Annotated in this window: 12 protein-coding genes; 1 reads left to right on the forward strand and 11 read right to left on the reverse strand. The window is 48.0% G+C overall.

Annotation, left to right across the window (positions count from 1 at the left end; genetic code table 11):
• Nucleotides 1–314: 314 nt before the first annotated feature.
• The 10 genes from AC0YNS_RS29510 to AC0YNS_RS29555 all read right to left on the reverse strand — a co-directional run bounded on the left by AC0YNS_RS29510 (nt 315) and on the right by AC0YNS_RS29555 (nt 11,385).
• Complete coding sequence (locus AC0YNS_RS29510) at nt 315–995, reverse strand: serine/threonine protein kinase (protein ID WP_475784503.1); 681 nt, start codon at nt 993–995, stop codon at nt 315–317.
• Between the two features lie 15 nt (nt 996–1,010).
• Nucleotides 1,011–1,244: a hypothetical protein gene (locus AC0YNS_RS29515; protein ID WP_475784504.1), complete on the reverse strand. Its 234-nt coding sequence runs from the start codon at nt 1,242–1,244 to the stop codon at nt 1,011–1,013.
• Between the two features lie 394 nt (nt 1,245–1,638).
• Entirely contained in the window at nt 1,639–1,911 is a 273-nt protein-coding gene (locus AC0YNS_RS29520; protein ID WP_475784505.1) for a hypothetical protein, read from the reverse strand.
• 192 nt (nt 1,912–2,103) lie between these two features.
• Entirely contained in the window at nt 2,104–4,566 is a 2,463-nt protein-coding gene (locus AC0YNS_RS29525; RefSeq protein WP_475784506.1) for a discoidin domain-containing protein, read from the reverse strand.
• A 107-nt stretch (nt 4,567–4,673) separates the two neighbouring features.
• On the reverse strand, nt 4,674–5,630 hold the full coding sequence (locus AC0YNS_RS29530; RefSeq protein ID WP_475784507.1) for a DUF1861 family protein: 957 nt from the start codon (nt 5,628–5,630) through the stop codon (nt 4,674–4,676).
• A 34-nt stretch (nt 5,631–5,664) separates the two neighbouring features.
• Nucleotides 5,665–6,453 carry a phytanoyl-CoA dioxygenase family protein gene (locus tag AC0YNS_RS29535; protein ID WP_475784508.1) on the reverse strand — a complete coding sequence of 263 codons (789 nt, stop codon included), beginning with the start codon at nt 6,451–6,453 and terminating at the stop codon, nt 5,665–5,667.
• Between the two features lie 103 nt (nt 6,454–6,556).
• Nucleotides 6,557–8,281, reverse strand: coding sequence for an ABC transporter substrate-binding protein (locus AC0YNS_RS29540; RefSeq protein WP_475784509.1), 1,725 nt, complete (start codon nt 8,279–8,281; stop codon nt 6,557–6,559).
• A 96-nt stretch (nt 8,282–8,377) separates the two neighbouring features.
• On the reverse strand, nt 8,378–9,271 hold the full coding sequence (locus AC0YNS_RS29545) for a carbohydrate ABC transporter permease (RefSeq protein ID WP_090980804.1): 894 nt from the start codon (nt 9,269–9,271) through the stop codon (nt 8,378–8,380).
• A gap of 27 nt (nt 9,272–9,298) precedes the next feature.
• Complete coding sequence (locus AC0YNS_RS29550) at nt 9,299–10,282, reverse strand: ABC transporter permease (protein WP_475784510.1); 984 nt, start codon at nt 10,280–10,282, stop codon at nt 9,299–9,301.
• Between the two features lie 35 nt (nt 10,283–10,317).
• Nucleotides 10,318–11,385 carry a glycoside hydrolase family 130 protein gene (locus AC0YNS_RS29555; protein WP_475784511.1) on the reverse strand — a complete coding sequence of 356 codons (1,068 nt, stop codon included), beginning with the start codon at nt 11,383–11,385 and terminating at the stop codon, nt 10,318–10,320.
• A 339-nt stretch (nt 11,386–11,724) separates the two neighbouring features.
• Between AC0YNS_RS29555 and AC0YNS_RS29560 the strand changes: the two genes are divergently transcribed.
• Complete coding sequence (locus AC0YNS_RS29560; RefSeq protein ID WP_475784512.1) at nt 11,725–12,735, forward strand: LacI family DNA-binding transcriptional regulator; 1,011 nt, start codon at nt 11,725–11,727, stop codon at nt 12,733–12,735.
• 72 nt (nt 12,736–12,807) lie between these two features.
• Here the strand turns inward: AC0YNS_RS29560 and AC0YNS_RS29565 are convergent, their stop codons facing one another.
• Nucleotides 12,808–13,338 carry a hypothetical protein gene (locus tag AC0YNS_RS29565; protein ID WP_475784513.1) on the reverse strand — a complete coding sequence of 177 codons (531 nt, stop codon included), beginning with the start codon at nt 13,336–13,338 and terminating at the stop codon, nt 12,808–12,810.
• Nucleotides 13,339–13,394: the final 56 nt, after the last annotated feature.

The following is a 13,394-nucleotide window of genomic DNA, read 5'->3' on the forward strand; positions in this document are numbered from 1 at the left end:
GAAAAACCTTCCAATATAAATTCGGAGGGTTATTTGTAATGCTTAGATTCTAGTATAGCAGTATTTTTTCAAGCTTCTAATGAAAAATGTTGACAAGATATTAGCTGGTTTCGTTCTTCACCTCACTAGAATTTCACTTATTCTACATCCAAGCGCAAAAAAGAGACCCGCAGCAACGGGCCGCGGGTCTAAAGTATATTTTTAAAAGGGGGTTGAGACTTATTATAGACGGACTTCATTAAAGCAAGATGAAGTTAGCATTTCAATCGTGTTACATTTTTGAGCTAGCGTGCCCCGACAGTTGGTGTCCCCTCTCACTTGCGTTTCCCAAAGAAAAGCTGGCTCACACGTTTAGAGAAGTCTTCTATTCCAAAACTTGCTGTATCAATTCGGTTATACCAGTTCGTTATGGTTTCCAAGATCCATAGAGGTACCTGTACCTCACTTATCAGAGGATAAAAATGTTTATATGTCCACACCAAGTGCTCCCACCGACTATCGTTACCTTCCTTGATATATTCCGATACATCAAGCACTTTGCCCCTGCCTTCATGCAGAAGAACATTTTTCAGATGAATATCCCTCGGGTTCAGTCCCAGACTGCGGACAAACTCTCTGGCATGTTCAACGTCTTCTATGACTTGCTCCGGAACACGGACACCTTGCAGAAGACAATCATATAGGGTGACGCCTTGTTCAAAACTTAATACCAAATAGTTAGGTCCTGCACCGTAACATTGAGCGAAGTACGGTGATCCTTCTAAGCGTTTGTATATTTCGGCCTCCGCTTCCTTCTTCTCTAATGACTGAGCGGAATACACTTTATAGGCGTAATTTGGGGTGTTCGGGTGATAAAAGACCGCGGCATCCGTACCGATGCCAATGCAGCGCAAGTCTTCGGCAAAACCGATGACGGAAACAGGCTTATTATTTTCATGTCCCACGACCTCAATATCCCTCAATACTTCCTCAACTTGACTCCAGTCTGCAGCCATCACGATCTTCTCCTTCTACTTCATATTTGAGTATGTAATCTTTTCTCCTGATTTCAGATTTATGGGTCTACTACTATCAGTATTCCCCTCAATTTTAAAAGGATTCCCTTTAGAGCCGTTCGTCGTGATAATCGGATCATACATATAAAAGTGTAGATCACTAATCTCCAATTCACCGGTGTTCTTCACTTCAATAGAATAACTTCTGTATTCTTCACCAATCTCCTGACTAATCAAACTAATCTTCATTACCGATCCCTTCCCTTTGGCGAAGTATACAATATAACAACTCCCCCAAACAACCATTATGTGGGATTAATATAAATATGAGGGAGACTATCGAATTCTTTAACGGTTGCCAGCGTGGCTATTTTATGAAAGGAACACCTATTAAAATTCTAACGGTTGCGAGCATCGTTATTCACGAGATAAGCTTTGCTTTCTATCGAAAAATGCCCAAATAAGCCCGTTTGCAACCGTTAGAAAATAAAAACGGGCTTTTTCAGCCAAATAGCCACTGTCACAATCGTTACAGGTTGGTAGATGGCTTTTATGTAGAAGGGTCATCCCTTTTGCACGATAGGCTAAAAAGAAAAGCCCACCTTTCCGCTACAACACGGAAAGATGAGCCTCCACTCATGCATTAATAGAAATAATCGTATCCACCGTATCCGCCATATCCGTCATAATAACCGCCGTAACCGCCAAACCCTGTGAATAGTCCAATTGCGAGTAAATCGAACAGTAACAATGGAAGAAGAAATTTCACTTTAACTGTTTTGCCTTTTTCCTGTGTAAGAATCACACGGTTACCTTGAATTGACGACAGTGTTCCTGTAACTACTGTCCCGTCCTTCTTGACCACATAGATCTTCTTACCGTAATACTTTGAAATCTGTTGTTTGCTGACAGCCATTCGTCATTCCTCCCTCTCAACAGCTTGACTACTCTATTACTCTATTCAAGTGCACCGGAGGATGTTTGGGATTTTCGTAGAATTGCAAGGACCAAATTAATTTAATACCTAATAACGAGAACAGCACTCCGCATAAACGCGAAGTGCTGCTATTCTCAGCTACCAAATGAACGAAGCCAATGAAGCCGTGACCTAGTTGCCGTAGACTTCAAAATCATAAATGGAGTACGCATAGGTGGTTCCTCGCACGGTGCCGGACATCCTCACGAATTTGGCATTCGTTGCGGCAAAGGTAACGTTCGATACGCCGCCTGTTCCGGTAGTCGTCGAATACTTATCTGTCCACGTGTTGCCGTCGGGGGAGGTTTGGATTTTGAAGCTGCTGGCATAGGCGGCTTCCCATCTAATGATGGCCCTCGCTACCGATTGCGATGAGCCAAGATCCACGTAGATCCACTGCGGATCACTTGTTGCGGATTCCCATCTGGTGGCCGTCGTTCCGTCCGTAACATAGCTTGCTGCATTGCCATTCTGTACAGAGCTTGCCGTTGCCGTCTTCCCTAATGCCAGATTAGTTGGCGCATAGACCTCGAACTCATAGATCGAATAGGCGTACGTCGTCCCCCGCGCCGTTCCATTCATTCGTACATACCTGGCGTTCACAGGGTTGAACGTGATGTTCTGGATTCCACCGGTACCGGTTGTAGTCGTATAAACATCCGTCCAATTCGTGGCATCCGTCGACACTTGAATTTTGAAGCTGCTTGCGTAAGCGGCCTCCCAATTCAGCTTGACGCTGCCAACCGTCTTCGGTGCACCTAAATCCACATAGATCGTTTGCGGGTCACTCGTAGCGGATTCCCATCTTGTTGCCGTCGTTCCATCGGTTACATAGTTAGCCAAGTTATTGTTCTGAACCGAGCTTGCCGTAGCTGTCATTCCCAATGCTAAGTTCGCGGACGGTCTGTATCCCACAAACACATTATTAATGAGAATTTTGTTCCCGCTATAGGTCTTGGTTCCGTTCGCCGGCGACAATACGATTACAGCAGCCGAATCGGCTGGGAGCGTTATCGATCTTGATCCGGTAACGTTCGTTTGGAGGATTGAATCGCTGACCGCATCATAAATATCGACAGCAGTACTCCCAACGTTAATCGATACCGTCTGGCTGGTCGTATACGGATTATAGTACAGATAGGAAGCATAAGCCGAATCATGGAAGAAGTCCGTTTTCAGCAGATCGAGCTGCAGGATTTGGCTTATATTCGTCGTCTTAATGATCCCGCCAAACACACCTGAGAGCGCACCGGAGTAAATCCCGAAGTTCGTATTATAAGGCCAGCCATACGTTAAAGGATCTCCGGTAGCAAACGGCGCCTTCGTGCTGTCTCCGATTTTGCGGTAACGCAAGCCTTCATACGGAATGCCATGATTAGGGTCGCCTGTCCAAAATGCGCTGTCCTGCAGGGTCGATCCCACTTGATCGCCATAATAGAGTCTGGCATTACTCGCCGCATTGAGCATCCATTTGCCGATTGCACGCGCATACCGCTGGTCATATCTGGCTACCGGAACAATTCCCATCGCCGCTGCAAATGTGTTCATAGCAAACGCATAATTGCCGCCATTGTCATTATTGGAGCCCATCAGTCCATCCATAGCATAACTGCCGAAGCTTCCTTTGAGCCCTCCCCAAGTAGGACGATGGCTGGAATTCGCATCAAATGCCCAGTTCATCATCTTGGTCACATCGTAGCTTCCACCTTGCTCCGCATTTAACCGCGATGCCAGCAGCGGCCCCCAATATTCGAGCGCTTCGTAGGATGGATTGCTCGTTTGATTTTGCAGGAAGTTCATGCTCCATTTGGCCGCGTTCAAGTAGTTCGCCGTTCCGAATTTCTTGTAAGCCCAATATTGCAGCAAACCCGCTCCTATTGCCGCATCCGGCTCCGTGCGATTACCGGTAAAGGGAGCATTCGCCGCAAAATCATAACCCAAGTAATTATAATTCACGTTGCTTCCACCCATGTTCACAATCGCGTTATACCACTTATTCGCTGTACCCTGTAAAGCGGCGTCCATTGCAGTAGAGGGATACAGATAATCCAAGCCGGCAAAAGTTAACGTAGGAAGGAGCACATACCAGAACTCCTCGCCTGCCGTGACCGCATTCGGGTTATTGTTGATGATGCCTTCAGCAGTGAAGTAGGTCCTTGTCATATCTGCAAAATTGACGTTGGAGTAGCCATTGCCGGTCTGATTGCTCTTATTAATGCCCGTAAGTGCACCGCCGAGAACGGCTGCCATCCCTGCAATTGCCTCTTGTTTGCCATCAGGTATGACGCTAGTCGGTCCGACATAAGCAGGAAGCTTAAAGGTTGTCGTCGTCATATTCAGATGCGTGGCATCCCATAATGCAAGTGGCTTATAAGTCCCGGTAGAGGCGAAATCGAAGACAACGGAGTCAAAATCCCTTGCCCGCTGATTCCAATCGATCATACTGTAATTCACAGGCTGATTCGGCAGTGAATCGACGTAACCGATACTCGCCTGTCCAATCGGTGCGGCATGAGTCGTATCCGGAAAGACCGTTAAGGAGACGGAGCAAACCATTGAAGCAACCAGAGAACAGCTAATCACACGCTTTAGCATTTACATAACCCTCCCGATTTGGATGCCTGCACACCTACTAACCAACTCCCACTCTACTTCCCCTTCTATTAAATGGAGCCCCCTTTCACCTTTAGAGTTATCGCAAGTTATACCTGTTCGTACTCCAGAAAAGGATCGCCGATCTCGATCCGATAAGCTTCGGCGTCACTCGCCCCTACATAGAGATCAGCAAGACCATTCGGCCTCCTCACAATCCCCCCGCTAAAAATAACATCCGTCAGATCAGGCCGTTTGGCTGCCCCCTTCGGAAAGCTGGACCGTCTTGCGATAATTTTCATCGGTGTTTTCTCGAACGTATCCGGATGAATGGCGAACGTCATCGCTTGATAATGTCTGTCCTCGCCTTCAAAGGAAGCAATATGTCCCAGCACGCCTACCAGACCATTGGAAAGCAGATGTGGTTCATTCGCTCCGCCCCACTCCAATTCTAAGAATTGATCTTGAAATACAGGCGCATCCGCAATTCGATCTGCCGTAATGTCTTCCAGTCCGGCGCATTTGAAGAAACCAATCTTGCCTCGACCTCCCTTCTCGCCTTGCGGTCTGGTTAGGACGCCGATTTCACCGGTCGCCAATTCAATAAGGCGCACATCCTTCATATGACTCGGTCCCGTCAAGAACAGCGCCAAGCTTGCGATATCCTGTCCCCGGTAGAACTCCGTTACCCACGAGATGATTTTGTCCGGGTTGGCCGGATCCATGACGAGCTTCACGCCGCCGAAAATCAGCTCACCCTTAATACGGGTGAAGAACGGATCCTGCAGTTCGTATGGCGCATGCGAAGGATGCGGAATCCACGAATCGCCACGCTGATGGAAGAAGACGACTTCGGACAGTTCGGTTTCACGGCTCTCGACACGTCCCGCGATAATGGGTTCCCCTTTATCTAAGAAAGGCGCAGAAATATTGTAGACGTCCCGAGGGCCGACGCCTACAAATTGAATCCGCACCCCGGGTTGAACACCGGCGCTGGACTGCTGTTCGAACTGCTCCAGCAATTCCGCGCAGCTCTGCGGCGCTGTATGTTTGTGTAACATTACCATTCGTACTTACCTCCTCTATCTGTAAAGCAAAGTGCTACTCCTCGTAGGGAGGCGTCTTGTAACCGCCGGCATAAGTCGAATCCGGTTTGGCGAAATCACCTAGGAGGCCGCGACGCAGAGGCGTTGTTCGCTCCATAAGTTCGCTATCATTCTCGAATCGGTCGGAATACCGGAGCCAAGGCGGGCTGTAAATATAATGCATCGTGTACCGGTCATAGTCGTGGTTATGCTCATGCGAACGATGCCAAACCGCGTTATGAAACACCAATGCTGAACCTGCGGGTGCACAGACCACATGCCGAAGCGGACATTCCTCTGTTCCCTTCCGGACACTATCCGGCATTGGCACACGGCTGCGATGACTGCCCGGAATCATTTCCATGTTTCCTTTACCTGGCTCGCTTTGGTCCGTCAGCAAATACGAGACTCTAAGCTGAAGAAGCGGAATCGGATGCCCCAGCAGCTTAAAGTCGAATGCGCTCGATCCATCCTGATGCCAGCCGCCATGCTTACCGCCGGCAGGCTGAACGGTGCACCATGCGGATTGCAGAATGATGTTATCGGAGCCGTATAGACCGCGCACCTTGGGCATCGCTGCCGGGTGATCGATCAGCCGCTCCAATGCAAGTTCGCTTGCATAACCTTCGCCGACCTGATGGGAAACCTTCTTCGGCTGATCGGCATGCAGACGCTGCGAAGCTTCCAGACATGCCGCGATCTCCTCCGGACTTAGGACGTTCGGAATGACAAAATACCCCCATGATTCAAACATGAATCGGTCAAGCTCCGTAAATTCGCCTGGTTTGACGATCGGATTCAGCACATCAATCTCCTCCTTCGGGAAGCTCCCGGCTTCCCTTCATTAATAACAAACAGGCTCCCAAGAATCTGAGAGCCTATTCGCCTTTTCATGCGATTTGCTTATGTTATTGACCTTCGTATGGATTTGTTTTCAAGAACTCATTAAATTGTTTCTCAACTTCAGCGACTACCTTCTGGTACCCTGCTTTATCGAGTGCTTTCTGAATCTTAGTTAGATTACCTGCGGCATTGTCCACTACGCCGTGACCAATGGTGTACATCTGCGAGCGAACCTCGCTTACTTTCGCAACTTCTGTCTTCACGCTGTCAGGCACGAAGCTGAAGCCGGCATTCGGCATCTTGTAGAAGAAGTTTGTATCCCCCATGTTGTTGAGCATCGTTACAATATTATCCGGTGTTTTGTTGTCGTAACGAACCATCGTAGGGTTCCAAGTAAGCGTGAAGCCCGGGAAGTTGTAGTTCGTTGCTGCATCAACTGTTGCCGGGTAGGAGTATTTCGTATCCCCTTCCGCCTGCCAGTGCTTGCCTGCAATACCGAACTCGAACAGGTCATGATTCTCTGGACTCGCGAACAACCAGTCAAAGAAAGCAAGCGTGCGATCAACGTTCTTGGAATTTGCAGGAATAGCTGCAAAGTTCCACGCTTTAAAGTCGCTTCCTACTGCTTTTGCTGTTCCATCCATAAGGCCCGGTGTAATGACGTAAGCACCGATCTTCGCACCTGGAATGGATGTCTCCAGCTGTTGGCTTTCCGAAGAGTAAATATCAAGCGTACGGAACACGGATGCTGCCTTACCGGACATAAATTGGCCATCCGGATCCTTCTGTGCCAAGATATCCTTCTCTAGGTAACCTTTCGTGTACCATTCGCGAACCATATTGAACCCTTTAAGCGGATCCATTGTATTCATCGGCTCAGGAAGCAGCTTCAGGAATTCCGGATCGCTGTAGCCATCGATTGTTTTCGCTGCATAAGCCGTTCCGTCCGGCTTAATGGCGACGCTGACGCTTGTACCGCCCATGTTCACCATGTAGTTATGTTTTGCTGTGAGCGGCTGTGTCATCGTGAGCAGCAAATCGGAGACGTAATCGGTGCTGCCATTGAACGTAAATGGAACGATCCCTTTGTCATTGGCAAGCACTGCATCGTAGAACTTCTCCAGATCAGCCAGTGATTTAATCTCGCCGATGCCGTACTTCTCAGCCATGTCTTTGCGGTAATAAATGGTTGCGCCGCCACTGAACGCATGCGTAAACGGAATGCCATAGACATGCGAGCTGCCTGTTTTGTCTGCGAAGCTGTTGTTCTTGAGATATTCCGGTGTGAAAGCTTTCTTCAGACCCGGGTATTTATCATTATTGAAGTAAGAGTCCAAATTGACGAGCTGATCCTTCGAAATCATCGCGCTGATGTTCGGATTCGTCCACTGCGCCGTAAATACGCTGTCCACTTGCTCGCCGGCTGCCAGCTTCAAGGAAACCTTTTGGCCGATGTCATCAAATGTCGTGAAGTTGAAATGGATCTTCGTATTGAGCGTATCTTTCGTTTCTTCGTAGAACTTGTCGAGCACCGCTTCCAGATCGTTGACGTTCGCAGTTGGAGAAGGCATGTAGAATTCAAGCGTCACTTCTTCAGGAGCCGTGCTCTCTGTTGTTTCAGCTGCGTTTGAAGTGTTGTTGGTTGCCGCCGTATTCGTCTCGGCTGCCTTGTTTGTGGTGTTCGCCGTATTGGCGTTATCCTCGGAATTACCTGAACAACCTGCTAATGCTGAAAGAGACAATGTCGCTGCAACAAGTAGCGCCGCGTTTTTATGCAACTTTTTTCTCATTTGTATACCCCTCTCGATCTGATTGGAACGCTATATGCTAACCGGCTTTCCGGTAATAGCCTGAACGAACGCTCTATGAATCTGGTCAAGCTTCTCTCATCCTTTAACGGCTCCGACCGTTAAGCCCTTGATAAAATACTTCTGAAGGAACGGATAGAGCAACACAATCGGACCGATCGATACCATCGCTGTCGCTACTCGAATGCCGATGGTCGGCACCGTTGCACCGCCAAGCGCTGCCCTTGCCGCTGAGCTTAATGAGGAGTTCAGAAACTCAGCCTGCTGCTGCAGCCGCATGATCAAGTATTGAAGCGTAAACAGCTTCTGATCATCGATGAAGAGGAGAACTCGGAACCATTCGTTCCAATACCCCATGGCCGAGAATAAACCGATGGTTGCAAGAATTGGCGCTGACAGAGGCAGGATGATTTTGAAGTAGATATAGATATCGCTTGCTCCATCGATCTTCGCTGACTCGGACAATGCCTCCGGCAAAGATGCGAAGTAATTCTTCATTAGGAATACGTTAAAGCCATTCAACGCACCAGGGATAATCAGTACCCAGATGTTGTTATGCAAATGCAGCATGCGAGTCGTTAGAATGTACGTCGGGACCAAGCCACCGTTAAATACCATCGTCACATAGGTGAAGAATGTGATGCGATTCCGGTACTTCAAGGTGCTGACCGTCAGCGGGTAGGCCAGCGAGCTCGTAAGGAAGAGCGTCAGTATAACGCCGCCGATGGTCGTGATGATTGTAACGGAATAAGCGCGGTAAACACTCTGCGTCCCTGTGAAGATCAGCTTGTATGCGGTCAGATCGAACTGCGATATCCATAAGCTGTAGCCATTGCGAATCAGTGCCAGTTCATTGGTGAACGATGCGGCAAGCGCAATCCACAGTGGCAGCATACAGATGAGCGCGAATCCGATGATGGTTACGTAGAAGACGGTTAGCAGCGTCCGGTCCCCCATCGTCTTGTGGTGCATGGCGATTCCTCCTTTCAAGGCCGGACCTTAGAACAGTGCCGAATCCTTCGATAACTTGCGTGTGATGCCATTAGCTGAGAGTACGAGGATGAAGCCGACGACGGCTTGGAACAGGCCGACTGCCGATGACATTCCAATATCATTGTTCATGCGAAGAGCGCGGTACACGTACGTATCAATGACATCCGTCGTCGGTCGAAGTACCGGATTATCGCCTACAAGTGCATAGATCATGCCGAAGTCTCCGTAGAAAATGCCGCCGATCGACAAGATGAACAGCATCAGTGTCGTTGTCTTCAGCATTGGCAGTGTAATGCGAGTAATCGATTGGAACCGGTTGGCTCCGTCAATGCGAGCCGCTTCGTACATCTCTTGATCCAAACCGCTAATCGTTGCCAAGTAGATGACGGTACCGAATCCAACGCCCTTCCACAGACGAAGCATGACGAGAATGAACGGCCACCAAGAAGCATCCTGATAATAATTGATAGGCTCTAGTCCGAAAATACCGAGTACATGATTGATAACTCCCGCATCGGTGGAGAATAGCGCGATCGAGAAGATCGAGATAACCGTCCATGAGATAAAGTTCGGCAGAAACATAAAGGATTGCGCGATCTTCTTCACCGTCTTGCTGCCAATCTCGTTAAGACCAATCGCCATAAACATTTGGACAGCAAGCCCGGTAATGATGAACAAGATGTTCAGATAGATCGTATTGATCGTGACCGTTATCCAATCGTTGGAGGTAAAGAAGAACTTGAAGTTCATCAGCCCTACGAAGTCACTCTTCAGTCCATACAGTCCTGCCATCGGATTGTAATCCACGAATGACATGTACAGCCCGGCCATGGGTAAGTAGTTGAACACTATGAGGAACAGAATACCGGGTAAAGTGAGCAAGTACAGATACCGGTTCTTCATAATCTCTCGTAAGAACGTGTCTTTCTTCTTCCTCTCAGTCGGTGGCTTCGACTGCGTTTGCCGCTCAAGCGTTATGGGAGCTGGCATGGTTGTTCCTCCTCTGGTCTATCATTTGTGTACACTCAAAGTTGATTATTCAGCTGCTTGAGCCCAAGGTTGGCTCTAATTGCTTCTATTGAGATTTCTACATAACCGATCGAGGTATCGCTTGCCCCGTAGTAGATCTTCACCAGGCCATTCTCATGCAGAGCGCCGCAAGGGAAGATGACATTCCCGAAAAATCCTTCCCGCTCATAGTCCGTCTCCGGCTCCATGATCGGCTCCACACTTCGTGCAATGACTTTCCATGGCTCATGCTTATCCAGCAGCAGCGCCCCGATGCAGTAGCGATTGGACTTGTCCGCACCGTGATAGATTTCGAGCCAACCCTCTTCGATTTCGAACGGGACTGCGCTGGCTCCAATTCGGCCGTCATCCCAGAAGCCCTGCCTTACGCCAATGAGGTGACGATGGTTGCCCCATTGCTTGAGATCGCTGGATTCTGCAATCCACATCTCCGGTTGTCCGTAGTGGGAGCAAGATGGACGGTGAAGCGCATAGTAGCTGCCTCCAATCGAAGCCGGGAAGATCGCAACGTCTTTGTTATCGGGGTGAAAAATGTTCCCTTGTCTAGTAAAGGTAATGAAGTCTTCGGTTGTGATCATGGAGGTGCAGATGCCATATTCAGAGATTGCAGAGTAGGTTATGTAATAGATGTCTTCTATTAAAGTAATGCGGGGGTCTTCGATGCCATAGCTCTCATAGGAATTGCTGGGCAGAAGGGTTGGTTCAGAATCGATTGTGAACTGAATGCCGTCTGTGCTCCTCGCCAGTCTTAAATGAGAGATAGACGTTAGATAATTTCGTTCAGGCGTGCGGATGACTCTTACATCGGAGAAATCATATTCCGGCTTGCGTTCAAGCGTATGCAGCATGATACGGTCTTCGGAAGGACGATACAGGGGTACTACGTAAACCTCGGGATTATCGTTAATCGGACGTTCAGCAACACGGAGCAGCAGGATCGTTTCATCTTGATAGCAGGTAACTCCTGCATTGAATACCCCGATGACCTCCATATTCGAATTGGAAGCGTTAACATTTTGAGGTTGAATAATAGGGTTACTCGGTGATCGCCTCGGTTTCGTCAAGGGCACTCTCTCCTGTCCATTACTTCTCTGTTGTTTCAGGGGGAATTTATTACCTTATGTAAGCGATTATAAATTAGGTTATTATTTCCTGTCAACGGTTAAAATAAAGTTATTTTTCTCGAGGCGATTTTAACAGTAAATTGTTGGAAACAGCCATTAAACCTAGTATTAGTGCGGGTTTTATTGAAGTTAAGTGACCTTCAAAACCTACTTTATCGTAACTTTATGCCGAAACACAGGAAAGACACTTGGAAACTTATAACTTTACAATTGACTTGTTAAGTAACTTTTTATAGTATTTAGTTAGCAGTCAAAATGACATTATTAGGGGAAATTCGCATGCAGGTGGGTAAAGTTACGCTAGATACCATTGCCGCGCAGCTCGGCATTACGAAAGTGAGCGTATCTAAAGCTCTAAATAACCAGCCGGGTGTCAGCGATGAGTTAAAGAAACGTATCGTTCAATCTGCCCGTGAGCTTGGATATATTAAGAAGGGGAACGTCAAACCTTCTACTGCCGTCTCCAAACTGGGACTTATTGTACCTAAACGATTCTTTCTGGAATCGGATAACTTCTATACGAAGATCTATTATTATACCAATCAGGAATGTGCTAGGAAGGATATCAGCCTATCCTTATATGTTCTTGATCCCGAGCAGGAGCAGAACGGCTCGCTTCCGCTCTCCCTCATTCAGGACCAGAGCGAGCTGGACGGCCTGTTCGTTGCAGGAGAGGTAGAAGCAGACTACATGAAGGTGCTGCTGGGCTGCCCATTTCCCATTGTAGTTATTGATTTCTACAAGGCGGGTATGACACTGGACTGCATTCTGGCCGATAACTATCAAGCCGGTTATACCGTAACGAATTACCTGATCCAGAACGGACATACGCGGATCGGCTTCGTTGGCAATCCTCAATTCACAACCAGCGTAATGGACCGCTACTGTGGATATATTAAAGCCCTTACCTATCATCAGCTTGAGATTAATCCGAGCTGGAGAATCGTGAATAATGATATTAACAATTCCTATGTCATGGACTTTCAGCTTCCGGCTGAGCTCCCCACCGCATTCGTATGTCACTGTGACATGGCTGCCTATAAGCTGCTGCTCAAGCTGCAAAAGGAAGGCATTTCCGTACCTGACGAAGTATCTCTCATCAGTTTCGACAACACGGACCTGAGCCAGAGTGTTACTCCTGCGCTGACTTCGATGAATATCAGCAAACATGATTTTGCGACCGAAGCCGTTCACCGCATGTTGTGGCGTATCAAGCATGACAGCGCGCAGAGCAAGACGACGTATCTGCAAAGCACGTTGATTGTACGGGATTCAATTAAACGGGTGTAAATCCTATTATACGAAGGAAGGCTGCCGGAGCAATTGTGCTCGGCAGCCTTCCTTTGTTATTTACGTTTATTGCTACAAGGCAATAAATCGGATTAATCCTACTATTGCAAAAGCGAATAATACCGTGCCGGCCCCAATACCCGTAATCGCGCTGTTGGCCACTTGGAGCCTAGGGGCTACAAGTACGGCTACAATCGAGACGATAACCATAAGCGCTGCCAGCAGCCATAAGCTGGGATCATCAAAGACACTTTTCAAGCTAATAAAATGAATGCCTACGATAAAAGCGATCCATGGAGCGACATAAGCCTTGCGCTTCGATCGGATCAACATATACGCACCCACGCCAGCCAGGACAAATTCGCCATAAAACGAAATCAAATAGTTACGGAAAGCGGACACCTCATTCAAAGCGGATGGTGCATCCCAGTTCGTAACGCTCAAATATACTCCTGTTAAGCACACTACTAACGCAATCCCCGATGCAATGCCCAGATATATTCGCCAGCTAGTTCTGGGATTCTCTTGTGCCCAGCCAAACCATGCAAAACTAAACATGCCAAATACCGATGCATACATGGCGTAGTCCCTAATGTAATCCATTAACAGCCTCCTCCGCGATCACGTTGTTTCTTGACACCCATATTAGCTATTCATCT

This window comes from Paenibacillus sp. J22FR21 (assembly GCF_056269135.1).

Coding starts and splice junctions, on each gene's coding strand:
- AC0YNS_RS29510 (WP_475784503.1), bottom strand. CDS start 995: ATGGCTGCAGACTGGAGTCAAGTTGAGGAAGTATTGAGGGATATTGAG.
- AC0YNS_RS29515 (WP_475784504.1), bottom strand. CDS start 1,244: ATGAAGATTAGTTTGATTAGTCAGGAGATTGGTGAAGAATACAGAAGT.
- AC0YNS_RS29520 (WP_475784505.1), bottom strand. CDS start 1,911: ATGGCTGTCAGCAAACAACAGATTTCAAAGTATTACGGTAAGAAGATC.
- AC0YNS_RS29525 (WP_475784506.1), bottom strand. CDS start 4,566: ATGCTAAAGCGTGTGATTAGCTGTTCTCTGGTTGCTTCAATGGTTTGC.
- AC0YNS_RS29530 (WP_475784507.1), bottom strand. CDS start 5,630: ATGGTAATGTTACACAAACATACAGCGCCGCAGAGCTGCGCGGAATTG.
- AC0YNS_RS29540 (WP_475784509.1), bottom strand. CDS start 8,281: ATGAGAAAAAAGTTGCATAAAAACGCGGCGCTACTTGTTGCAGCGACA.
- AC0YNS_RS29545 (WP_090980804.1), bottom strand. CDS start 9,271: ATGCACCACAAGACGATGGGGGACCGGACGCTGCTAACCGTCTTCTAC.
- AC0YNS_RS29550 (WP_475784510.1), bottom strand. CDS start 10,282: ATGCCAGCTCCCATAACGCTTGAGCGGCAAACGCAGTCGAAGCCACCG.
- AC0YNS_RS29560 (WP_475784512.1), top strand. CDS start 11,725: ATGCAGGTGGGTAAAGTTACGCTAGATACCATTGCCGCGCAGCTCGGC.
- AC0YNS_RS29565 (WP_475784513.1), bottom strand. CDS start 13,338: ATGGATTACATTAGGGACTACGCCATGTATGCATCGGTATTTGGCATG.